Here is a 20,680-nt window from a genome sequence, read left to right on the forward strand (position 1 = left end):
GTTCTGTTATGGCTAAAAAGAATGCAAAAGAGCTGGGACAAAAACCTATTGGTAAACTTTTATTAGAGCAATCTGTTCCTGCTTCAATCGGTGTTCTTATTATGTCTCTAAATATAATGGTAGATACCATATTTGTAGGCAACTGGATTGGCCCAACCGCCATTGCAGCTATAAATGTGGTGCTGCCGGTTTCGTTTTTTATCGCAGCCCTGGGCATGGCTATAGGCGTGGGCGGAGCTTCAATAATCTCCCGCGCCTTGGGAGCCAATAATTATGAGAAAGCGCTTAAAACCTTTGGTAATCAAATTGGTTTAACGTTACTTCTTTGCGTAAGCTTAGCTGGGTTGGGCTTAGTTTATACCGATAGCTTGATACCTGCTTTTGGAGGTAAGGGTGAGATTTTTGATCTTGCCAAAACTTACTACCAAATTGTGCTTTACGGAGTCCCCATTTTAGGATTAGTCATGATGGGGAACAGCAGTATTAGGGCAGAAGGTAAACCTAAATTTGCGATGATTGCCATGGTAATACCCTCGGTGGGGAATTTACTAGCAGATTATATTTTGATTTATGTATTAGATTGGGGCATGGCTGGTGCAGCTTGGGCTACTACTGGCTCTTATATAGTAAGTTTCTTATTTATACTTTGGTTTTTTTCTTCAAAAAATAGTGAACTCAAGTTAACCTGGAAGCATTTTGGCTTAGAGAAACAAATTGTTAAAGAAATAGGTTCTTTAGGATTTGTTACGCTATCGCGCCAAGCGGTTGTTAGTATTACCTACTTATTGCTCAACAATATATTATATGAATTAGGCGGTGCGCAATCGGTTACGGTTTATGCTATTGTGGCACGGATGTTAATGTTTGTGTTGTTTCCCATTTTGGGTATAACACAAGGTTTTTTGCCAATTGCCGGATATAATTACGGTGCCAATAAACCACAGCGTGTTAGAAAGAGTATAAATTTAGCTATAGGTAGCGCTAGTCTTTTAGCATTAGGAATATTCAGTATCATTATGATATTTCCAGAGCAAATAGCGAGTGTTTTTACCCAAGACCCTATTATCTTACAAGAAACCCCAGCAGCCATGCGTTGGGTATTCGCGGCCCTACCCATAATATCTTTGCAGTTAATAGGCTCTGCCTATTTTCAGGCAATAGGAAAAGCTATACCCGCACTTTTGCTTACCCTTAGCAGACAAGGCTTCTTTTTTATACCTTTGGTCTTGATATTGCCAAAATATTATGGCTTATGGGGAGTGTGGATTTCTTTTCCGTTGGCGGATTTGATTTCGACCTTAGTAACGGGTTGGGTATTAAAAAGAGAAGTACAACTAAATTTAAAACAAGCTTAGTGATTATTTATAGCACGATATTTGCTGCCCTTTATTGATTATTTATTTTCATGGAATACTACAATTATATCAAGGCTTTACATTTAATATTTGTGATCACCTGGTTTGCCGGCCTGTTTTATATCCCAAGATTGTTTATCTATCAAATCGAAGCTCAAGAGAAACCTTCACCAGAAAAAGAAATTCTCAACAAACAGTTTAAAATAATGACGCAACGGCTCTGGTATATAATTACTTGGCCATCGGCAATTTTGGCTACTTTATTTGCAGTATGGTTGCTTGTTCTTAATCCAGCTTGGTTATCGCAATCTTGGATGCACGTAAAATTAGGTTTTGTTTTATTGTTGTTTGTATACCACGGGAAATGCCATCATTTTTTTAAGCTTCAGCAACGAGACGTATTTAAACTTAGCTCTAATCAAATGCGAATTTTTAATGAGGGTTCTACCTTAATTCTATTTGCGGTTGTCTTTTTGGTAATTCTAAAGAATGCCGTAAATTGGATCTACGGTGTGGTGGGCATTTTCGTTTTAGCCATTTTATTAATGCTTGGAATCAAACTTTATAAGCGCATACGAACAAAAGAATAAATTATGAAATGGATAACCCGTTCTTTACGTACTCGTATTTTTCTAAGCATGATATTTCTAGTGCTAGGAGCTTCGGTGCTTATTGCGGGGGTTACCGTCTATCAATACAAAAAAGAGGCCGAAGCCTATCAAAGAGATAAGCTAAAACAAAAGGAGGCTTCGATACGGGCAAGTATCAATTACGAGATTCAAACCACTACTTACCCCGTAGTACCAGAAAATATGGAACTCATCTTTAGGAAAAAAATATATGAGTTACGTAACATCCATAACACAGAAATCAATATTTATAATCTTTCTGGGCAGTTGGTGAAGTCTTCTAAACCTACTTTTTTTAAAGATTCAAGCAGCACCCGTATACCAAAAGAAATATTAAATAACATAAGGAATTCGCCTTCAAAACGATTTGTAAACTTTTACACAGAAGATGGGGAAAAACTGCAGTCATCGTTTACCTATATTACCGATAAATACTTTAAACCCTTGGGGATTCTAAATCTCCCGCATATAAAAGACGATGGATTTATAGAGATGCAACTAAAAGATTTCCTAAGGCTTTTAGCTCAAGTCTATTTAGTACTTATTATAGCGGCCATTTTGCTTTCTTATTTTTTGTCTAAATACATTACAAGCTCATTAAAAACGGTAAGTGAAAAAATTCATGCTACTCGATTAGATAAAGAAAATACAAAGATAAGCGTTAACAAAGCATCAGATGAGGTGAAATTACTTATCACCGCTTATAATTCTATGATAGATGAATTAGAGGAGAGTGCTATTAAATTGGCTAAAAGTGAGCGCGAACAGGCCTGGCGTGAGATGGCCAAACAAGTGGCACACGAGATTAAAAATCCGTTAACCCCAATGCGATTAACGGTACAGAGTTTTGAGCGTAATTTCAACCCACAGGATCCTAATATAAAGCAGAAGCTAAAAGAATATAGCCAAACTTTAATCCAGCAAATAGATACTATGAGTTCAATTGCTTCGGCTTTTTCTAATTTTGCTAAAATGCCGGCACAACAGAGCGAGCAGTTAAATGTACCCGAAATAGTTGGTCTGGCTTTAGATATCTTTAAAGAGCATAATATTGAATTTTCTACCGAGCAAGGTGAAATCAAAGCCATATTCGACAGGTCTCAACTAATTAGAGTGGTTACCAATTTGGTTAAAAATGCCTTACAAGCTAGTGAAGGCAATTCATCCGAGCCTGTTAAAGTGGCGGTTTACACCAAAAATCAAAACGTTTTGATTGAAGTTAGCGATAAAGGAAGCGGAATTCCTGAAGAATATAAAAATTGTATATTTGAACCTAAATTTACAACAAAAACTAGTGGTATGGGACTTGGTTTAGGCATCATTAAAAATATAGTTGAAGCCTATAAAGGGAGTATCACTTTTACGACAGAAATAAATAAGGGAACTACCTTTTATGTGAAATTTCCAAAATTATAATAACTATGAATTACGAAAATATCATTTGCGATAAAGAGCAAGGCGTGGCTCAATTAACTATAAACAGACCCAAAAAATTAAATGCTTTAAACCGAGAAACCTTAAAAGAAATTAATGATGCCATAAAGATCTTGGAATCTGATGATGAGGTAAAAATTATAATTCTTACCGGAAGTGGAGAAAAAGCTTTTGTAGCAGGAGCCGATATTGCTGAATTTGCTGATTTTAGTGTAGAAAAAGGTACTGAATTGGCGCAGAAGGGTCATCAAGAGGTTTTTGATAAAATAGCACAGCTTAAAAAGCCTGTTATAGCTGCTATCAATGGTTTTGCGCTAGGCGGAGGGCTAGAATTGGCAATGGCTGCCCATTTTAGAATTGCATCTGATAACGCAAAAATGGGGTTACCCGAAACTTCTTTAGGGGTAATACCAGGTTATGGTGGCACTCAAAGGCTTACCCAGTTGGTAGGACGAGGAAGAGCACTTGAAATGATTATGACTGCAGGGATGATTAATGCAAATCAGGCTTTACAATACGGTTTGGTAAACCATGTAGTACCGCAAGACGAATTACTTGTGTTTGCTAATGATTTAGCTCAAAAAATAACCAAAAATTCTTTGGTTGCCATTGCTTACGCAATTGATGCGGTAAATGCTTTTGATGATAAAAAAGAGAACGGTTTTAAAAAGGAAATTGAGAACTTTGGAAAGAGCTTTGGAACAAATGATTTTAAAGAAGGTACGCAAGCTTTCTTGAACAAGAGAAAACCATCATTTCCAAACTCTTAATTTAATGAATTACTCATAAAAAAAACCTTGGCGATAAACGTCAAGGTTTTTTGTTTTAAGAGCAATATTTCTTTACACCTTACCTTCCCACTCAAGAAAGAATTGGCTAAGATACTGCTGCATAAACTGGTGTCTTTTTTGTGCCATTTTTTTACCGGTAGAGGTTTGTATTTTATCCTTTAATCTCAGTAATTTCTCGTAAAAATGATTAATAGTAGTTCCTCCACCTTTTTTATATACATCTTTACTCATATTTAAATTGGGAGAAATATTAGGGTCATAAATAAGGTTGTTTTTAAATCCGCCATAATTAAAAGTACGAGCAATACCTATAGCTCCCATTGCGTCTAAAAAATCGGCATCTTGTACTACCTGTAATTCTAAACTAGGTTGACTAATTTGTTGGTGACCTCCTTTAAAACCAATTTGTTTCAAGATATCTATAACCGCATTATAGGTAGGCTCAGGTGTATCTATGCTTGCTAAAAACTCACCAGCTTTTTGTGCGCCTAAGCTTTCGTTGCCTTCATGAAATTTGTAATCGGCAATATCGTGCAGTAAAGCGGCTAAAGCAACCACTTCTTGATTGGCCCCCTCGATTTGAGCAATCTGTAAAGCAATTTTATAAACACGCTCTATATGAAAATAATCGTGGCCTGCTTCGGCCCCAGCCAATTCATCCTTAACAAAGGTAATGGTTTGGGCTACGAATTTATTTTTCTGCATACAATAATTACTTGGCCATAGCTGGATTAACCCAGGAAAAGTGAGTTATTTTTTCGCTGATGCGGATACGCTGATTAATACGCTCCATACGTGCAGGTAATTTCATCACAAAATCGCGTGCTTTTTCAGCTTCTTCATTTAAACCAGTTATTTTTTCAATATCCCAACGTTTAATTAATCGACGCATAATATCCACATAATCTTGTCCTGTATAAACACCAATACGTTGTGCAGCCATAGAGAACTCATCAAAAGCACTGCCCAAAGAATCTCCTGCCTCACGTAAAAACATGGCCGGCATTATTATCTTATGCTTCATCATGTCTTTAAAAGCAATCATCATATTGCTTGGGTCTATTTTAAAAATTTCATTTACAAAAGAGCTATAGGCGTTATAGTGTCTCATCTCGTCGCCACTAATTATTTTACACATCTTTGCCAAGGGTTTATTCCCGTAAGATTTGGCCAATTTTGCCACACGGTTGTGCGAAACATAAGTAGCATATTCTTGAAAACTGGTATAAACAAAATTTTTGTAAGGATCTTGATCGGTGCCTATATCAAAGCCATCGTTTATAAGGTGTTGGGTGGTTTGTTCAACCGCCTTCATATTTACTCGTCCAGATAGGTATAAATATTTATTTAAAACGTCACCGTGTCTATTCTCTTCTCCTGTCCAGTATCTTACCCATTTTGACCAAGGCGTTCCACCTTCTTGCTGATTTATGCCTTCTACATCCATAAGCCAAGATTCATAGGTAGGTAGGGCTTCTTCTGTAATAGTATCGCCTACCAATACTACCCAAAAATCGTAAGGCAATTCTTTGGCTAACTCCCTAATTTCTGTAATCTCGTCATAAAAACCGTCCGATTGCGAATTGGGTAAGAAATCAGTAGGTTGCCATATTTTTTCTACAGGAATTAAAAATTGATCGATAAAGCCGTCTACCTTATCTTCTAATTGCTGCATTACTTCTAGTCGTATATTTTTTGTAGCCATGGCGTATTATTTTTTAGGTTATAATGTTTGAGGTGATGCTGGTTTCAGTTTTGGCCAATAGAGTGTCAGCATCAAAATCTTTAACGGCCAAAGGTTGGTGCACAGTACATTTTAAATGTACGCCCAATCCTAGCGGGAAAGAACCATTTTTCACCAGTTTCCAAGAGTTGTTTATACTAACCGGGAGCACTGTTGCTTCAGGACAGAATTTAAACAACATTTTTAACCCATTAGGAGAGAATTGCTTGGGTATGCCAGTTTTACTTCTTGTGCCTTCTGGAAAAATTACAGCAGACCTATTGGTTTGATTCAAATAGCTGGCAAATTTTTTAATCTCTGGTAAGGCTTGCCTTGGGTTTTTTCGATCTATAAGAATTGACCCACCGTGTCTTAAGTTGTAAGATATGCTAGGTATTCCTTTTCCTAGTTCTTTTTTACTGATGAACTTAGGGTGTATTTTTTTCAAAAACCATACCAAGGGCGGTATATCGTAAGGGCTTTGATGATTGGCAACAATTATATAAGGTTTTCCGCTAGGAAGTTCAAAGTTATTTTCAAAACTGATTCGGGTTCCTAAAATATGCAAACATTTAAGCAAACAGAAATTCAGGTAGTCTACACTTTTTTTATGCGCCTGATAACCGAATACGTTAAAACAAATCCATTGAATGGGATGAAAAACAACCAAGCATAAACCAAAGAAAAAATAATAAATAACCGATAAAGGATAGGATAAAATTTGTTTCATAATTATTACAAGCGAAAACGCAAAAGTAGCTTTATAATTACAAAGAAACCCATCAAATACTTAAAAGAACAATGCAAGCATAATAAAACAGCCGCCTCAAATAATGAAGCGGCTGCAATTAAGTCTTGCTTATAAGCGATTAGCAATAATCGTTATAGGCATCTTTTAAATTATCGGCAATCATTTCGGCGGGGCGCCCCTCAATATGATGTCTTTCTAACATGTGCACTAATTCTCCATCTTTAAATAAGGCAATAGCTGGAGAACTAGGAGGAAAAGGCACCATATGCGCTCTAGCTTTATCTGTGGCTTCTTTGTCAACCCCAGCAAATACAGTGGCCAAATGATCTGGCTTTTTACTGTTGTTTAAAGACATTTTAGCACCTGGTCTAGCATTGGCTGCAGCACAACCACAAACCGAGTTTACTACCAATAAAGTAGTCCCTTCTTTTTTTAATATAGCGTCTACATCTTGGGCACTTTGTAATTCTTCAAAACCTTGGCTGGTTAATTCTTCACGCATGGGTTTTATTAATTCTGCTGGATACATAGCTTTTATTTTTATTTGAATAGCAAATATACCAAATTCTAAATTACTATATCTCCTATTTGCTTTTGATCTTGATGCTTTTACAGCTTGCTTTTCCTTGTTTTCTTTCTAATAGTTTATATTTGTTTCTTTTTTAAAGTGTAATTATGATAAAATGGGTGTTGGCGGTGTTAGGTTTCCTTTACGGAAGATTTGGAGGGGCAATAGCCGGATTCTTTTTGGGTTCTATTTTAGATCGTATTTTTGGATCGGTTAGTGCGGGACAATCTTCTTCTAAAGGTGATTTTGGCCGGTATTTTGAAAGCCGAAAAACTCAAGTTTCTCCTAAAGATTTTGAACTCAATTTATTAAGCCTTTGCTCGGTAATTATCAAGGCAGATGGTCGTGTAAATCAGCGTGAACTAGATTATGTAAGATCTTACTTTGTGCAATCCTATGGTAAAGAACGCGCCAATGCTACATTTAAAACCTTTAATGAGGTAATTAAACACCGAAGCATAGATTTAGTACGTATCTGTACCTATATTAGAGCTCGAACGAGATATGAGGTGCGCTTGCAAATTCTTCATTTTTTATTTGGTATTACGCAAGCCGATGGGCATATCTCAGCTGCAGAAATTTATCAGCTTAAGCGTATTGCAAGTCATTTTCAACTTACCCAAAATGATTTTGAGAGCATCAAAGCTATGTTTGTTAATACTCACGATAGCAGTAGCGCCTATAAAATTCTTGAAATCGATAAATCGGCTAGCGATGCGGAGGTGAAAAAGGCATTTAGAACCATGGCAAAAAAGTACCACCCAGATAAGCTGGTGGGCATGGATGAAGCTTATAAAAAGGGAGCTCAAGAAAAATTTATGCGCGTACAACAAGCGTATGAACAAATTCAAAAAGAAAGAGGACTTTAACCCTATAGCAGGTTAAGAAGTTGTTTGGGGGTATAATAACTAAAGAGGCGTTGGTTTACTTTAAAACTTGGGTTTAAAATAAGCGTAGCAGGAAGCGCAATTCCTTTATTTGGTGGGTTGATGAATAGCTTTGCTAATTTATGCACAGCATTTTGCTTGGAATTGACTTCGGAATTAAAAAACCACTGTTGATCAAAAAATATTGGCTGGGTGCTATTTACATCCATTCGCACAGCATAATAGTTTTTATTAAGTTGTTTAATTACCTCAGGGTTTTTAAAGGCTACTCGATCAATTTTTTTTAAAAATGCCATAGTACCAAAGCTAGTGTTGGTTAAGGCTGTAATTTCACTAAAACCATCTTGATCGGCATCATAAGATTGTCTATCTCGCGAAGTACCAAAAATACTTAAACCGCTGTTGAGGTCGTCGCTAACGATAGCGGCACTTGCATTGATAACTCGGTCTGTGCTTTTGGCGTCTATAGAAGCAAAATCGGTTTGCACCTCCCATTGATTCAATACCGGATCTTTAGTAATAACATTCATTGTTCCTGCAATGGCATTGGCTCCAAATAGAGCCGAACCTCCGCTGCGTACTGCCTTTACTCGATCTATAATACTTACGGAAATTAGTTCAAGACCATAAACACCATTTAGTGCACTAAAAACAGGGCGGCTGTTTGCCAATATTTGTGTGTATTCGCCACCCAAACCATTCAATCGAACTTGCGTGAAACCACAATTTTGGCAGTTGGTCTCTACGCGAACGCCGGGTTGAAAATTTAGACCATCGGCTAATGATATTGAGTGGGCGGCTCTAGAAATTTTATTGCTTAAAACATTAACTGTTACAGGAGCCTCTTTTTTACTGATACGATTACGAGTAGCACTAACCACAACTTGGTCTAAGCCTAACAAATCCGCTTTAAGCGAAATGTGTCGTTGTTTTTTGTTCATTTTATTGGTATCTACAGCAATCTCTTGGGTTTTTAAAACCAATTGCCTGTACCTTTAAAACGTGTTGTCCTGGAGTTAATTGGAGTTCAAAATTACCTTGCATTTCTGTTGCGGTTCCAACATATTGATTTAAAACGCTGATGTTTGCAAAGGCTACACTTCTTCTTTATAATGAACCTCGCCTTGAAGCTTGACTTTTTCTTGACACCAAACACTAAAGCTAAGCAGACAAAATAATAAAATAATCATTCTCATTTTAACCTTGTTTAATAAAATTTTTAGGCAAAACTAAATAATTTTTACAAAACTATTAAACCTAATCTTTTTTTTATTTATTTTGAATAATAAAATTAGGGTAAGCTAAATTATTATTTGGGTAAATAAAATGTAACTTTGTAGATTATAAATATTTTGTATGTATTCTCAATCTGAAGAAAATTATCTCAAGGCGATATATCATCTTGAGGAATCCAGTGAAAAGGGGGTTTCTACCAGTAAATTGTCTGAAGAATTACAAACCAAAGCGGCTTCGGTTACCGAGATGTTAAAACGTCTCGCCGAAAAAAAATTGGTAAATTATCGAAAGTATTATGGCGTGTCATTAACCCCTGAGGGTAAATCATGGGCATTGGCTATCATCAGAAAACATAGGTTGTGGGAGTATTTCTTGGTAGAGTGTTTAAACTTTAACTGGGATGAGGTGCACGAGGTAGCCGAACAATTAGAACATATACAATCTAAAAAATTGGTAGAAGAACTCGATTGTTTTTTAGGTAGACCTAGTTTTGATCCGCACGGCGACCCTATTCCTAATGCTGCTGGAGTATTGCCCGAATTTAAAAAGCGTCGCTTAAGCGAATTCAAAGTAGGAGACACCTTGATTTGTAAAGGTTTTAGCGATGCCTCTTCTTCTTTTTTACAATTTTTAGATCAGCATAAAATAGGATTAAACACACTTGTAAGCATTAAAAGTATTCAGGAGTTTGATGAAAGTATGTTGGTAAAGGTGGGCAATAATGAAATAATGTTATCTAAAACCGCTACTCAAAACATATTCGTGGAGAGAAATAAAGAAAGCAAAATAAAAGAAAGAGCATGAAGGTGATACAAAAAATAGGAGTTGCGCTAGTAGTACTGATTTGTTTTGGGAGCTGTAAAAAGCAAAATCAAAATAAAAACGGGAAATTACAGGTGGTAACTACCACCACAATGATCACCGATTTAGCCAAGCAAATTGGTGGCGAAGCTATAGAGGTTAAAGGTTTAATGGGGGCAGGGGTCGATCCGCATCTTTATAAAGCTAGTGCGGGAGACGTAACCAAACTTACCCAAGCCGATGTTGTCTTTTATAATGGGCTTCACTTAGAAGGGAAATTAGTAGATGTATTTGAAAAAATGCAACAGCAGACCAATACTGTAGCTCTTTCAAAAGCTTTAGACAAAAAGGAACTTATCGGTTCTGAGAATTTTGCCTCTAATTTTGATCCGCATATTTGGTTTAATATAGGTTACTGGAAGTTGATTACCCAACAACTAACAAAAGAACTTTGTCGCTTAGATCCAGACAATCAAAATTTATTTAAAAAAAATGAGGAACTTTATTTGGCGCAATTAGATAAACTAGAGAACCAAATCAAAGCTAAAATTGCAACTTTACCCAAAGATAAACGTATTTTAGTTACGGCCCACGATGCTTTTAATTATTTTGGTGAAGCCTATGGTTTTCAAGTGGTAGGGTTGCAAGGTCTTTCAACCGCCACAGAAGCTGGAGTGCAAGATGTACAAAATCTAGCACAATTTATAATCGATAAAAGAGTGAAAGCTATATTTATAGAAAGTAGTGTGCCCAAACGAACGATTGAAGCTTTGCAAAAGGCGGTTCAAGCCGAAGGTTTTGAGGTCGCTATAGGCGGAACTCTTTTTTCTGATGCACTGGGTAATTCAGGTACACCAGAAGGTAACTATTTGGGTATGTTTACTTATAATGTACATACCATTGTAGACGCTCTAAAGTAATTGAATGTGAGAAACGAGAAACTAGCCATAAAAATAGACGACCTTACGGTGGCCTATGACTACAAACCCGTACTTTGGGATATCGATTTAAAAATTCCCGAAGGGGTGCTAATGGCCATCGTGGGACCGAATGGAGCGGGTAAATCTACACTTATTAAAGCTATTTTGGGTATTATAAAACCCATCGCAGGCAGTGTTAAAATTTTTGGTAAACCCTATAAGGCCCAACGTGCAAAGGTGGCCTATGTGCCGCAAAAAGGAACGGTAGATTGGGATTTTCCTACAACCGCTCTTGATGTGGTCATGATGGGAACTTATGGTAGCTTAGGTTGGATAAAACGCCCAGGGCAAGCGCAAAGAAAATCGGCTTTAGAGGCCTTGGAAAAAGTAGGAATGCTTGCTTTTAAAAACCGACAAATAAGTCAACTATCTGGCGGACAACAACAGCGTATTTTTCTAGCGAGAGCATTGGTTCAAAACGCGAGTATATATTTTATGGATGAGCCCTTTCAAGGTGTAGATGCGACAACCGAAAGAGCTATAATTAAAATTCTTAAAGAATTACGCGATGCGGGAAAAACATTAATTGTAGTGCACCACGATTTACAAACCGTACCCGAGTATTTCAATTGGGTTACCTTTTTAAATGTTAAAAGAATAGCATCGGGTCCTGTGAAAGATATCTTTAACGATGATAACTTAACCAAAACCTACGGAATTAACTATAAAGTAGCCATCAATCCGTAAAGGCAAAAAAATGAATATAACAGAGTATTTTTCGTTGTTGTTTACCGATTATACCTTAGGTGTAATTACTTTAGGTACGGCTGTTTTAGGTGCGGTTTGTGGTATGTTAGGGAGTTTTTCAGTATTGAGAAGACAGAGTTTATTAGGAGACGCTATCTCTCACGCAGCCTTGCCTGGGATTGCGCTCGCTTTTCTGTTGACCGGTACTAAGCAAACTCATTTTTTGCTTTTAGGAGCTTTGATTAGCGGATTGTTGGGTACATTTTGGATTAAAAGTATTGTCAAAAAAACACGCTTGAAAAACGATACGGCTTTAGGTCTAATTTTATCTTTATTTTTTGGATTTGGGATGCTACTACTCACCTTTATTCAAAAGTTACCCAATGCCAACCAGGCAGGATTAGATAAATATTTATTTGGTCAAGCCGCTACCTTAATGGTGCAAGACGTTTATGTAATGATAGGTGTAACAGGTGTTAGCTTATTTGTTTTGCTCTTGTTCTGGAAAGAGTTGAAATTGCTGCTATTTGACCCAGATTATACCTTAACATTGGGTTTTAATACGAGATTTCTTGACATTTTAATCACTGGTTTTATTGTATTGGCAATTGTTTTGGGGCTTCAAACGGTGGGGGTGGTATTAATGAGTGCAATGCTTTTAGCTCCGGCTGCTGCAGCTCGTCAATGGACCAATAGGTTAAGTGTAATGATTTTTTTGGCCGCTATTTTTGGGGCTTTTTCGGGTGTATTGGGTACTGCTATTAGTGCAAGCCAGAACAACCTATCTACCGGACCAGTAATCGTTTTGGTTGCTGCCGGATTGGTATTACTCTCATTTGTATTTGCTCCGCAACGTGGTTTACTCGCTAGAAGAGTTAGATTCTATCGCAACCGAAAGGAACTTAACCTGCGTAAAACACTTTCGGTAATGTATCATATTGCTCAAAATCATAAAGATATTTCCCATCCACATGCTATAAAAATCCTTAATAATTTTCACGGCTATACGCGTAAAACACTTAATAAGCTAGAAGAAAAAAATTGGGTAGAGATTCGAGGTAATCAATGGTCGCTAACTGCCAAGGGCTACCAAGAAGCAGAAAATTTTTATAAACCTAACGAAGCTATTCAAGATATATGAGTAACGCCCAAATAGAAATACAATTAATTGCAGCTCTGGCGGCAATGGCTTGCGCAATACCGGGAGTTTTCTTGGTGCTTAGAAAGATGGCTATGATAAGCGATGCCATTAGCCATTCCATTTTACCAGGACTAGTAGTTGGTTTTTTTATCACGCAAGATTTAAACTCTCCTTGGCTAATTCTGTTGGCAGCTGTCACTGGCGTACTCACGGTAGTGCTGGTAGAATTTATTCAAAAAACCAGGTTGGTGAAAGAAGATACAGCAATAGGATTGGTTTTTCCGGCCTTATTTAGTGTTGGGGTAATCTTAATTGCTCAAAATGCTAATGATGTTCATCTTGATATAGATGCAGTACTGCTTGGCGAATTAGCTTTCGCTCCGTTTGATCGACTACTAGTAGGAGATATAGATCTTGGTCCGAAATCTTTATGGGTTATTGGCTGTATTTTATTTATGAGTCTTAGTTTACTGATTTTGTTTTTTAAAGAATTAAAAATGAGTACATTCGATAAAGGCTTGGCTACTAGTCTAGGTTTTTCACCCTTACTGATTCATTACGGTCTTATGAGTGTTTCTTCTGTAACTATTGTGGGAGCTTTTGATGCTGTGGGAGCGGTTTTGGTGGTTGCCCTCATCATTGCACCTGCAGCCACAGCTTATCTTCTTACCAACAGTTTAAAAAAGATGCTGATTTTAAGTCTGCTTTTCGGAGTCTTCTCGGCTTTGGTAGGCTATTGGTTAGCGCACTGGTTAGATGCCTCAATCGCTGGATCTATGACAAGCGTTTTGGGTATACTTTTTTTATTGGTGTTTATGTTTGCGCCAAGACAAGGGGTAATATCAGCTATCTTTAAAGAAAAGCAACAACGCAAAGAGGTCTCTTTATTGATATTTCTTTTGCACTTACAAAATCATGAAGACCCGCTAGAGAGACATATCAATCATTTGCAAGAGCATATTAATTGGCATCGTATTCAAGCCAAAACCGTGGTAGATCTCGCTAAAAAAAATAATCTTATTGAAATCGAAAATCAGGTAATTAATTTATCAGATAAAGGCCTGCAGTTCACCGAAGAGGCTTTGAAGTACATTACTACCAATAAACCTACGGCTATAGAAGATTTAAAAAACAAATTCTTTTTATTTCGGGGATAATTAAAATAATAAACATGAAAAATTCATATAAAACATTTGGCTTGCTACTATTTTTACTCTTGAGTTTAATGACCTATGCCCAACAAAAACCAGCTATACAAATTGTAGGTAAATTAGTTTTAGGCCAGTCGGTTCAAGTTTTTCAAGAATACAATTTAGTCTTTGATGATGTGGCACAAGATTCCCGATGTCCAGAATCGGTAACCTGTGTTTGGGCGGGTGAGGCTAAGGTGAAATTAAAACTTTATAAGAACACCGAATTAGTGGCGGAGCAGATTTTAAGTGTATCGGGAAAAGGGAATGCGTTAGCTTCACCAATTTTTGAGAAATATTGGTCACCTGAGCAGCAATTGCGATTGGTCAATTTAATGCCTTATCCAAAAGCTCAACAACCTATTGATAAAAGCGACTATTATCTACAAATCGATACTCAAGTAAAAGTAAACTAGTTAATAATAGGAACTAAAAGTATAGCTATTAAACAAAAAGCTTACTTTAATGAGTAGCCTTTTTATTTCTTATATATCAGTTTAATCGCAGCATCCTTTACCCGTTGTACCACAGGCTTTTGTACTGCTTTTTTTCTTTAAGAACCCTGGGGTCCAAATCAATTTCGTAAACAAATAGAGTAATGCTCCTGTGAAAGTGATAAGTACTAATATTTCTTGTAACATAATAACTTATTTATTTTAAGAATTGAAACGCGATTAAAGCAGCCACGTATGCCATAAGGGTCATCGCTACAAATTGTATGGTCGGCCATTTCCACGAGTTGGTTTCACGTTTTACAATGGCTAAGGTGCTCATACACTGCATAGCAAAAGCATAAAAGAGTAGTAAGCTTATTCCACTTGCAAAGGTAAATAAAGGGCCTCCCAAGATAGGATTTTGTTCGGCTGCCATTCGGCTTTTGATGGTTTGCTCATTATCGCTTCCTACACTATAAATAGTAGCTAAAGTACCTACAAAAACCTCTCTGGCGGCAAACGAACTAATGATTGCAATACCAATCTTCCAATCATAACCTAATGGAGCCACGGCAGGTTCAATGGCTTTCCCCATATACCCAATATAAGAGTTTTCTAATTTTAACGAAGCTACCTCGGTGTCAAACTCTTCTTCGCTTAGAGTATCGCCGTAATTTTCGATTACAATTTCTTCTGCGTTTTTAAATTCTTCTGTGGGGCCATAACTGGCGAGCACCCAAAGTATAATCGAAATGGCTAAAATAATTTTACCTGCGCCAAAGACAAAAGATTTTGTTTTTTCAACCACGTTGATAGCAACGTTTTTAAAAAGAGGAAGTTTATAATCGGGCATTTCTATAACAAAATAGCTTTTGCTTCGCATTTTAAGCAACTTGTTAAGCACCCAGGCTGAAAATACCGACATACCAAAGCCAAGTAAATACAATAACATTAGCGTAAGCCCCTGTAAATTAAACAAGCCTAATACGCGTTCATCTGGAATAACTAAAGAAATGATGATTAAATATACGGGTAATCGAGCCGAGCAGGTTGTAAAAGGAACTACCAAAATGGTGATGAGCCGTTCTTTCCAATCTTCAATATTTCGAGTAGCCATTACAGCTGGAATTGCACAGGCCGTACCCGAAACCAATGGAACAACACTTTTTCCGCTTAAGCCAAATCTTTTCATGATTTTATCCATCAAAAAAACCACTCGGCTCATATAGCCACTTTCTTCTAGAATCGAGATAAAAAGAAATAAAAAGGCAATTTGAGGTATAAAAATCACCACGCCTCCAATACCAGGAATTATACCTTCGGCAATAAGGTCGGTAAACATGCCTGGGGGCAAACTGTCTTTGGCCCACTCGCTAAAAGAAGCAAAGGTAGAATCGATGAAGTCCATAGGGTAGCTCGACCAATCATAAATCGCTTGAAAAATCAAAAGCATAATGCCAAAAAAAATGGCGTATCCCCATACTTTATGCGTCAAAACACGGTCTAAACGACCACGCAAATCTTTGGCAGCATTTACATCTTTGGTAAAGCCTTGTTTTAGAACACCATTGATAAATTGATAGCGAGCAATGGTTTCCTTTTGCTGTAATCGTTTAAGTTCGGAGTGTGCTTTTGGAGTAAAATCGCTGTCGGGCAAAATTGCCTTACGATTCAAATTGCCAAAATTAACATCTTGGGTAATCACTAACCATAGTTTGTATAGTGATTGGTTAGGAAAAGCCTGACGTAAGCGATCAAAATAGGTCGGATCAATGCTCGAAGCGTTGACACAGGGTTCTGTAGACAAATTTTGGTATTGAATAATAAGTTCTTTCAAATAATCAATACCCGTATTTTTGCGCGAGCTTACCAGTGCAATCTTGGTTTTTAACTCTTTTTCAAGCACCGGTATATCAAGACTAATTCCTTTGCGGTCCATTCGGTCTGCCATATTGATCACCAATATGGTAGGAAGCCCCAAATCTTTTATTTGCGTAAAAAGCAATAAATTGCGCTTAAGATTCTCTACGTCACTAATTACTACGGCAACATCTGGATAATCTTTATCGTTTTTATTTAATAAAAGCTCGATAACTAGGTTTTCGTCTAATGAAGAGGCATTTAAACTATAAGTACCCGGTAGATCTAGAATATGTGCTTTGTGAGTACGAGATAATTTGGCTACACCTTCTTTTTTCTCCACCGTAATCCCAGGATAATTCCCTACTTGCTGGTTTAGCCCGGTAAGCTGATTAAATACAGAGGTTTTACCGGTATTGGGATTACCTATTAGCGCTACATTTAATTGTTTGGCCATAATTACTATGCTAATTCAACTTCAATCTTTTCGGCGATATCTTTACGGATGGCTACATAACTCCCATTGATGTTTAAATATAACGGATCTTTAAAAGGAGCGATTTGCAACAACTCGATTGCATTGCCTGGTAGGCAACCCATTTCAAGTAACTTGAGTGGTATACTGTCATCGCAGAATTTTTTAACTACTGCACGCTGTCCGCGTTTTAATTGAGCTACGGTTGGCATGATTTTATTTAGATTGAATTTAAACAAAGCAAAAGTAACAAAAAAAAGCCCAATATTCTGGGCTTTTTTAAAAATCATTATTTTTTCTCCCTAGCTTGAATTTTTTTCAATGTTTTTACGTCTTCTATAAGCTCCTCTATAGCTTCTGGGTCTGTACCATCATAAAATTTTCTAATACGACGTTTATTGTCGATTAAGGTGAAGTTCTCGGTGTGAATCATATCATAGGGTCCGCCATCTCCTTGAGTTTTGGCTACGCAATAAGACTTTCTGGCCAAGTCATAAATCTGTTTTTTGTCACCAGTAACCAAGTTCCATTTACTATCGATAACGCCCTTCTTTTGGGCATAACGTTTAAGTTGAGCCACGGTATCTATATCGGGTGTGACGGTATGCGACAGCAGCATAACCTCTTCATCGTTTTTATAAACCTCTTGAAGCTTGGCCATATGGTCTGTCATTATAGGGCAAATGGTTTGGCAGGTGGTAAAGAAAAAATCGGCGATATAAATTTTACCTGCATAATCTTCTTGCGTTATGGTGTCACCGTTTTGATTAATCAATTCAAAATCGGCAATTTTATGATATTTACGAATGTATTGAACCGTAGTATCAACCAATTCTTTGTTTACCATACTGGGTTGATAAATAGGTAGATTGGGTTCAGGTACTTTAAGTTGGTATATCGCAGTAACTATAATGGCCGAAAGCACCAACATGACCACGGCAAAAAATTTATACTTGGCAAAAAATTGTAGCATCTTTTTTTATGCAAAATTACGCAATTTAGAGAGCAAGCACGCGCTTTATTGTTAAAAATTAAAAGTCTTTGCGTTAGGGATAGAGCGGCATGTCTGAGCTCTTTTGAGGGTGGTTGAACCCGAAAAAAGCGAGTAGCGAAAGCCCGACTTGGAATGCTTTATTGAGCATTGCGTTTCATGTTGTAGTAAAAATTGTAAACGTAAATAATAAAGCGTTTTTTTAAGCCAAGTAACGCCCAAAATTTATGAAATTTTAAGGCATAGCTTTACGGGCTATATTTTTTTAAGCCACAAGAAAACAGTACTTTTGTGCGATTTTTATAATGTAGAAAATATGAGCCCATTTGCAATTAAAGCGATACAGTTACTATTAAGCCTTTCATTTTTAATTGTTTTACACGAATTAGGTCATTTTATACCGGCCAAAATTTTTAAAACCCGTGTTGAAAAATTCTTTTTATTTTTTGATGTGAAATTCGCGCTTTTTAAGAAAAAAATTGGTGATACGGTGTATGGGATTGGCTGGTTGCCTTTAGGCGGATATGTGAAAATATCTGGGATGATAGATGAGAGTATGGATAAAGAGCAAATGGCTGAAGAACCCAAAGAATGGGAGTTTAGAAGCAAACCAGCTTGGCAAAGATTAATCATTATGCTTGGTGGGGTTACAGTTAATATTATCTTGGGTTTTCTTATTTATATGATGATACTCTTTGTTTGGGGCAGTAATTATGTTACGCAAGATGGGATACCTAACGGTTTTAGTGTGGCTGAGCCTTTACAAGAGTATGGTTTTAAAGATGGTGACCGTATTGTGAGTGTAAATGGCGAAGCCTTAGAAAACCAATTGAGCATTAATAGTTATTTGATGGTTCGCGACGCTAGTGAGGTTGAGGTGTTACACCAAGACGGGACTAAGGAAACCCTGCAATTGCCAGAAGATATTGGCGTGCAACTTTTTAAGGCTGGTTTTACACAGCCTTTTTCGCCTATGGTAAGTAATACAATCGATTCGGTGACCACCGATAGTCCTGCCGAAAAAGCCGGACTAAAGGCAGGAGACCAAGTAATAGCATTTAACAATCAGACAGTAAATAATTTTGTAGAATTCAACCGATATAAAAATCAGACCGAGGCAAAACGAGTTGAGCTTAGTGTGTTAAGAGGAGCAGACACTTTGAAATTACCGGTGAACTTAGGAGAAGAGAATATTTTTGGATTTAGACCGAAACCTTTACCAATTACTTTTGAGGAACGCACCTACGGTTTGGGCGAGAGTATTTCGCAAGGTTTTTCTTATACTTATTGGACTCTTCACGATTATGTAGCACAGTTTAAGTATGTGTTTACTAAAAAAGGTGCCACTCAAGTGGGAGGTTTTGGAGCAATTGGTAGTTTATTTCCAGATGCTTGGGATTGGAGAGCCTTTTGGGGAACCACAGCATTGATTTCAATTATGTTAGCCTTTATGAACATTCTACCAATTCCGGCTTTAGACGGTGGTCACGTGATGTTCTTATTGTACGAAATAATTACAGGACGTAAACCTAACGATAAGTTTATGGAGTATGCCCAAATGGTTGGTTTCTTTATTTTAATCGCTTTGGTACTATATGCTAACGGAAATGATGTGTACCGATGGTTGTTTGAGTAAAAAAAATTAAAAAAAGTTTTGTTCAATTGAAAAAAGCTTTTATATTTGCATCCGCTAAGCAATCATAGCGAAGCAAAATAACCTTCCTCTTTAGCTCAGTTGGTTAGAGCATCTGACTGTTAATCAGAGGGTCCTTGGTTCGAGCCCAAGAAGAGGAGCGAAAAGCCTTACAGCGATGTAAGGCTTTTTTGTTTTTACCCTAACTTGATGTCTTATTACGTATATATTTTATATTCTAAAAAACTTGATGGCTATTATGGATCAATCCCATTTTCTGGGTTTTTGATTTTTTAAGCAAATAATTTTTCAAGTCTATACAGGAAGAATTCAGTTCTTCTTACTCCTCTTAATTGAGCTCTAAATGGATCAAGAACAATAGTTGTGTTTACGCAAAAATTCTAGTTAATCTGTAAAGGAAGAGTTCTGCATTTTTAATTTCCTTAAATTGAGTTCTAAATACAAGTCAATAATAAAGTATTTCTATACTATTTGTAGTTTAAGGTGATAATTAGTTATTTGTTTATTATTATATTGCTTTATGAATAATGATAATACTCATTAAAATTATGAAAAAAATAATTGTATTTCCCATTTTAGTGCTTAGTGCATTTTTTATAGCTTGTGAATCTGAACAAGAGTTAATGCCAGCTTCCAATACGGTTGAAGCGATACCAGCAGAAGAATTTAAGATTTTTCCTTTGTCTATAAACCTGCCAGATAATTTTCTTGAATCTACCTACGACTTAAGTGAGCATGATTTAGATGTCTTAATTTCTTCTTGGGTGGAAGAATTGTATGCCCTAGATTTCGCCCCAGAATCAGAATCGTATTATATCGGTTTTGAATTCACTATTGATGATAATATTCTGACCTTAAAGCCAGCTGCCAGTGTAAAACTAGCGAGTAACAAAGATGCTGAGCCGAAAAATGCCTGGAAAAAAATGGCTACATTCGAGGATAAAGAAATTATGCAAAAAGAGGTTGCTAAAGCAGCTCACAAATTGACTAAGAATTCATCTACAAAACAAATCTTTAGCATAAGGGTTAAGCGCACTCCAAATCAAATCATGATTGAAAGTAAATCATAAATTAAATTAGATTTCAATTGATT

At 36.8% G+C, this 20,680-nt stretch carries 23 protein-coding genes and 1 tRNA gene; 14 read left to right on the forward strand and 10 right to left on the reverse strand.

Going from position 1 to position 20,680, the window contains the following annotated elements; translation table 11 throughout:
* Window positions 1-8 precede the first annotated feature (8 nt).
* From FT993_RS07685 to FT993_RS07700, 4 genes are read left to right on the forward strand one after another with little or no spacing between them, the layout of a single operon-like run.
* Window positions 9-1,355: an MATE family efflux transporter gene (locus FT993_RS07685; RefSeq protein ID WP_147861957.1), complete on the forward strand. Its 1,347-nt coding sequence runs from the start codon at window positions 9-11 to the stop codon at window positions 1,353-1,355.
* Between the two features lie 50 nt (window positions 1,356-1,405).
* Window positions 1,406-1,945: a CopD family protein gene (locus FT993_RS07690; RefSeq protein WP_147861958.1), complete on the forward strand. Its 540-nt coding sequence runs from the start codon at window positions 1,406-1,408 to the stop codon at window positions 1,943-1,945.
* A gap of 3 nt (window positions 1,946-1,948) precedes the next feature.
* Entirely contained in the window at window positions 1,949-3,400 is a 1,452-nt protein-coding gene (locus tag FT993_RS07695) for a PAS domain-containing sensor histidine kinase (RefSeq protein ID WP_147861959.1), read from the forward strand.
* Between the two features lie 5 nt (window positions 3,401-3,405).
* The gene (locus FT993_RS07700) at window positions 3,406-4,188 is read left to right on the forward strand and encodes an enoyl-CoA hydratase/isomerase family protein (RefSeq protein WP_147861960.1); all 783 of its coding nucleotides are present in this window, start codon (window positions 3,406-3,408) and stop codon (window positions 4,186-4,188) included.
* A 72-nt stretch (window positions 4,189-4,260) separates the two neighbouring features.
* On the opposite strand, the gene FT993_RS07705 is transcribed toward FT993_RS07700, so the two are convergent.
* The 4 genes from FT993_RS07705 to FT993_RS07720 form a co-directional block, all read right to left on the reverse strand.
* Window positions 4,261-4,914, reverse strand: a complete 654-nt coding sequence (locus FT993_RS07705; RefSeq protein WP_147861961.1) for an HD domain-containing protein — start codon at window positions 4,912-4,914, stop codon at window positions 4,261-4,263.
* A 7-nt stretch (window positions 4,915-4,921) separates the two neighbouring features.
* On the reverse strand, window positions 4,922-5,914 hold the full coding sequence (locus tag FT993_RS07710) for an acyl-ACP desaturase (RefSeq protein WP_147861962.1): 993 nt from the start codon (window positions 5,912-5,914) through the stop codon (window positions 4,922-4,924).
* 13 nt (window positions 5,915-5,927) lie between these two features.
* Window positions 5,928-6,662 (reverse strand): 1-acyl-sn-glycerol-3-phosphate acyltransferase, encoded by a 735-nt coding sequence (locus FT993_RS07715; protein ID WP_147861963.1) that lies wholly within the window; start codon window positions 6,660-6,662, stop codon window positions 5,928-5,930.
* A gap of 139 nt (window positions 6,663-6,801) precedes the next feature.
* Complete coding sequence (locus tag FT993_RS07720) at window positions 6,802-7,212, reverse strand: BrxA/BrxB family bacilliredoxin (RefSeq protein WP_147861964.1); 411 nt, start codon at window positions 7,210-7,212, stop codon at window positions 6,802-6,804.
* A gap of 146 nt (window positions 7,213-7,358) precedes the next feature.
* Between FT993_RS07720 and FT993_RS07725 the strand changes: the two genes are divergently transcribed.
* On the forward strand, window positions 7,359-8,120 hold the full coding sequence (locus tag FT993_RS07725; protein WP_147861965.1) for a TerB family tellurite resistance protein: 762 nt from the start codon (window positions 7,359-7,361) through the stop codon (window positions 8,118-8,120).
* A gap of 2 nt (window positions 8,121-8,122) precedes the next feature.
* Here the strand turns inward: FT993_RS07725 and FT993_RS07730 are convergent, their stop codons facing one another.
* The gene (locus FT993_RS07730) at window positions 8,123-9,121 is read right to left on the reverse strand and encodes a Plug domain-containing protein (RefSeq protein WP_147861966.1); all 999 of its coding nucleotides are present in this window, start codon (window positions 9,119-9,121) and stop codon (window positions 8,123-8,125) included.
* Window positions 9,081-9,182 carry a hypothetical protein gene (locus FT993_RS07735; protein WP_255504447.1) on the reverse strand — a complete coding sequence of 34 codons (102 nt, stop codon included), beginning with the start codon at window positions 9,180-9,182 and terminating at the stop codon, window positions 9,081-9,083. Before FT993_RS07735 ends, FT993_RS07730 begins: the two co-directional genes overlap by 41 nt.
* Window positions 9,183-9,494: 312 nt before the next feature.
* Between FT993_RS07735 and FT993_RS07740 the strand changes: the two genes are divergently transcribed.
* Genes FT993_RS07740 through FT993_RS07765 form a run of 6 tightly spaced genes read left to right on the forward strand, consistent with a single transcriptional unit; the run spans window position 9,495 to window position 14,589 of the window.
* On the forward strand, window positions 9,495-10,178 hold the full coding sequence (locus FT993_RS07740; RefSeq protein ID WP_147861967.1) for a metal-dependent transcriptional regulator: 684 nt from the start codon (window positions 9,495-9,497) through the stop codon (window positions 10,176-10,178).
* Window positions 10,175-11,095 (forward strand): metal ABC transporter solute-binding protein, Zn/Mn family, encoded by a 921-nt coding sequence (locus FT993_RS07745; protein ID WP_147861968.1) that lies wholly within the window; start codon window positions 10,175-10,177, stop codon window positions 11,093-11,095. Before FT993_RS07740 ends, FT993_RS07745 begins: the two co-directional genes overlap by 4 nt.
* 6 nt (window positions 11,096-11,101) lie before the next feature.
* Entirely contained in the window at window positions 11,102-11,842 is a 741-nt protein-coding gene (locus FT993_RS07750; RefSeq protein WP_370450887.1) for a metal ABC transporter ATP-binding protein, read from the forward strand.
* 10 nt (window positions 11,843-11,852) lie between these two features.
* Window positions 11,853-12,983, forward strand: a complete 1,131-nt coding sequence (locus tag FT993_RS07755; RefSeq protein WP_147861970.1) for a metal ABC transporter permease — start codon at window positions 11,853-11,855, stop codon at window positions 12,981-12,983.
* Window positions 12,980-14,140 (forward strand): metal ABC transporter permease, encoded by a 1,161-nt coding sequence (locus FT993_RS07760; protein WP_147861971.1) that lies wholly within the window; start codon window positions 12,980-12,982, stop codon window positions 14,138-14,140. The genes FT993_RS07755 and FT993_RS07760 overlap by 4 nt, the downstream gene beginning before the upstream one ends.
* 14 nt (window positions 14,141-14,154) lie before the next feature.
* Window positions 14,155-14,589 carry a hypothetical protein gene (locus tag FT993_RS07765; RefSeq protein WP_147861972.1) on the forward strand — a complete coding sequence of 145 codons (435 nt, stop codon included), beginning with the start codon at window positions 14,155-14,157 and terminating at the stop codon, window positions 14,587-14,589.
* 81 nt (window positions 14,590-14,670) lie between these two features.
* Here the strand turns inward: FT993_RS07765 and FT993_RS12305 are convergent, their stop codons facing one another.
* The 4 genes from FT993_RS12305 to FT993_RS07780 form a co-directional block, all read right to left on the reverse strand.
* The gene (locus FT993_RS12305; RefSeq protein WP_187240778.1) at window positions 14,671-14,814 is read right to left on the reverse strand and encodes a hypothetical protein; all 144 of its coding nucleotides are present in this window, start codon (window positions 14,812-14,814) and stop codon (window positions 14,671-14,673) included.
* Window positions 14,815-14,824: 10 nt separating this feature from the next.
* Window positions 14,825-16,924 carry a ferrous iron transport protein B gene (gene feoB, locus FT993_RS07770; RefSeq protein WP_147861973.1) on the reverse strand — a complete coding sequence of 700 codons (2,100 nt, stop codon included), beginning with the start codon at window positions 16,922-16,924 and terminating at the stop codon, window positions 14,825-14,827.
* Window positions 16,925-16,929: 5 nt separating this feature from the next.
* Entirely contained in the window at window positions 16,930-17,154 is a 225-nt protein-coding gene (locus tag FT993_RS07775) for a ferrous iron transport protein A (RefSeq protein ID WP_370450889.1), read from the reverse strand.
* A gap of 77 nt (window positions 17,155-17,231) precedes the next feature.
* Window positions 17,232-17,915, reverse strand: a complete 684-nt coding sequence (locus FT993_RS07780; protein WP_147861974.1) for an SCO family protein — start codon at window positions 17,913-17,915, stop codon at window positions 17,232-17,234.
* 334 nt (window positions 17,916-18,249) lie between these two features.
* On the opposite strand from FT993_RS07780, the gene rseP reads away from it, so the two are divergent.
* From rseP to FT993_RS07795, 3 genes are all read left to right on the forward strand, one after another.
* The gene (gene rseP, locus FT993_RS07785; RefSeq protein WP_147861975.1) at window positions 18,250-19,569 is read left to right on the forward strand and encodes an RIP metalloprotease RseP; all 1,320 of its coding nucleotides are present in this window, start codon (window positions 18,250-18,252) and stop codon (window positions 19,567-19,569) included.
* Window positions 19,570-19,653: 84 nt separating this feature from the next.
* Window positions 19,654-19,727 (forward strand) — tRNA-Asn (locus FT993_RS07790).
* Between the two features lie 408 nt (window positions 19,728-20,135).
* Window positions 20,136-20,657 (forward strand): hypothetical protein, encoded by a 522-nt coding sequence (locus tag FT993_RS07795; protein WP_147861976.1) that lies wholly within the window; start codon window positions 20,136-20,138, stop codon window positions 20,655-20,657.
* Window positions 20,658-20,680 lie beyond the last annotated feature (23 nt).

Origin of the sequence: Mesonia sp. HuA40 (assembly GCF_008017835.1) — a bacterium.
GTDB lineage: Bacteria > Bacteroidota > Bacteroidia > Flavobacteriales > Flavobacteriaceae > Mesonia.

Bases quoted from the DNA above. Each gene is read 5' to 3' on its own strand.
- FT993_RS07775 (WP_370450889.1), bottom strand. From the start codon at position 17,154: ATGCCAACCGTAGCTCAATTAAAACGCGGACAGCGTGCAGTAGTTAAA.
- FT993_RS07715 (WP_147861963.1), bottom strand. From the start codon at position 6,662: ATGAAACAAATTTTATCCTATCCTTTATCGGTTATTTATTATTTTTTC.
- FT993_RS07710 (WP_147861962.1), bottom strand. From the start codon at position 5,914: ATGGCTACAAAAAATATACGACTAGAAGTAATGCAGCAATTAGAAGAT.
- FT993_RS07725 (WP_147861965.1), top strand. From the start codon at position 7,359: ATGATAAAATGGGTGTTGGCGGTGTTAGGTTTCCTTTACGGAAGATTT.
- FT993_RS07745 (WP_147861968.1), top strand. From the start codon at position 10,175: ATGAAGGTGATACAAAAAATAGGAGTTGCGCTAGTAGTACTGATTTGT.
- FT993_RS07705 (WP_147861961.1), bottom strand. From the start codon at position 4,914: ATGCAGAAAAATAAATTCGTAGCCCAAACCATTACCTTTGTTAAGGAT.
- FT993_RS12305 (WP_187240778.1), bottom strand. From the start codon at position 14,814: ATGTTACAAGAAATATTAGTACTTATCACTTTCACAGGAGCATTACTC.
- FT993_RS07695 (WP_147861959.1), top strand. From the start codon at position 1,949: ATGAAATGGATAACCCGTTCTTTACGTACTCGTATTTTTCTAAGCATG.
- FT993_RS07685 (WP_147861957.1), top strand. From the start codon at position 9: ATGGCTAAAAAGAATGCAAAAGAGCTGGGACAAAAACCTATTGGTAAA.
- FT993_RS07780 (WP_147861974.1), bottom strand. From the start codon at position 17,915: ATGCTACAATTTTTTGCCAAGTATAAATTTTTTGCCGTGGTCATGTTG.
- FT993_RS07735 (WP_255504447.1), bottom strand. From the start codon at position 9,182: ATGCAAGGTAATTTTGAACTCCAATTAACTCCAGGACAACACGTTTTA.
- FT993_RS07690 (WP_147861958.1), top strand. From the start codon at position 1,406: ATGGAATACTACAATTATATCAAGGCTTTACATTTAATATTTGTGATC.
- FT993_RS07765 (WP_147861972.1), top strand. From the start codon at position 14,155: ATGAAAAATTCATATAAAACATTTGGCTTGCTACTATTTTTACTCTTG.
- FT993_RS07760 (WP_147861971.1), top strand. From the start codon at position 12,980: ATGAGTAACGCCCAAATAGAAATACAATTAATTGCAGCTCTGGCGGCA.
- FT993_RS07740 (WP_147861967.1), top strand. From the start codon at position 9,495: ATGTATTCTCAATCTGAAGAAAATTATCTCAAGGCGATATATCATCTT.
- FT993_RS07755 (WP_147861970.1), top strand. From the start codon at position 11,853: ATGAATATAACAGAGTATTTTTCGTTGTTGTTTACCGATTATACCTTA.
- FT993_RS07795 (WP_147861976.1), top strand. From the start codon at position 20,136: ATGAAAAAAATAATTGTATTTCCCATTTTAGTGCTTAGTGCATTTTTT.
- rseP (WP_147861975.1), top strand. From the start codon at position 18,250: ATGAGCCCATTTGCAATTAAAGCGATACAGTTACTATTAAGCCTTTCA.
- FT993_RS07700 (WP_147861960.1), top strand. From the start codon at position 3,406: ATGAATTACGAAAATATCATTTGCGATAAAGAGCAAGGCGTGGCTCAA.
- FT993_RS07720 (WP_147861964.1), bottom strand. From the start codon at position 7,212: ATGTATCCAGCAGAATTAATAAAACCCATGCGTGAAGAATTAACCAGC.
- feoB (WP_147861973.1), bottom strand. From the start codon at position 16,924: ATGGCCAAACAATTAAATGTAGCGCTAATAGGTAATCCCAATACCGGT.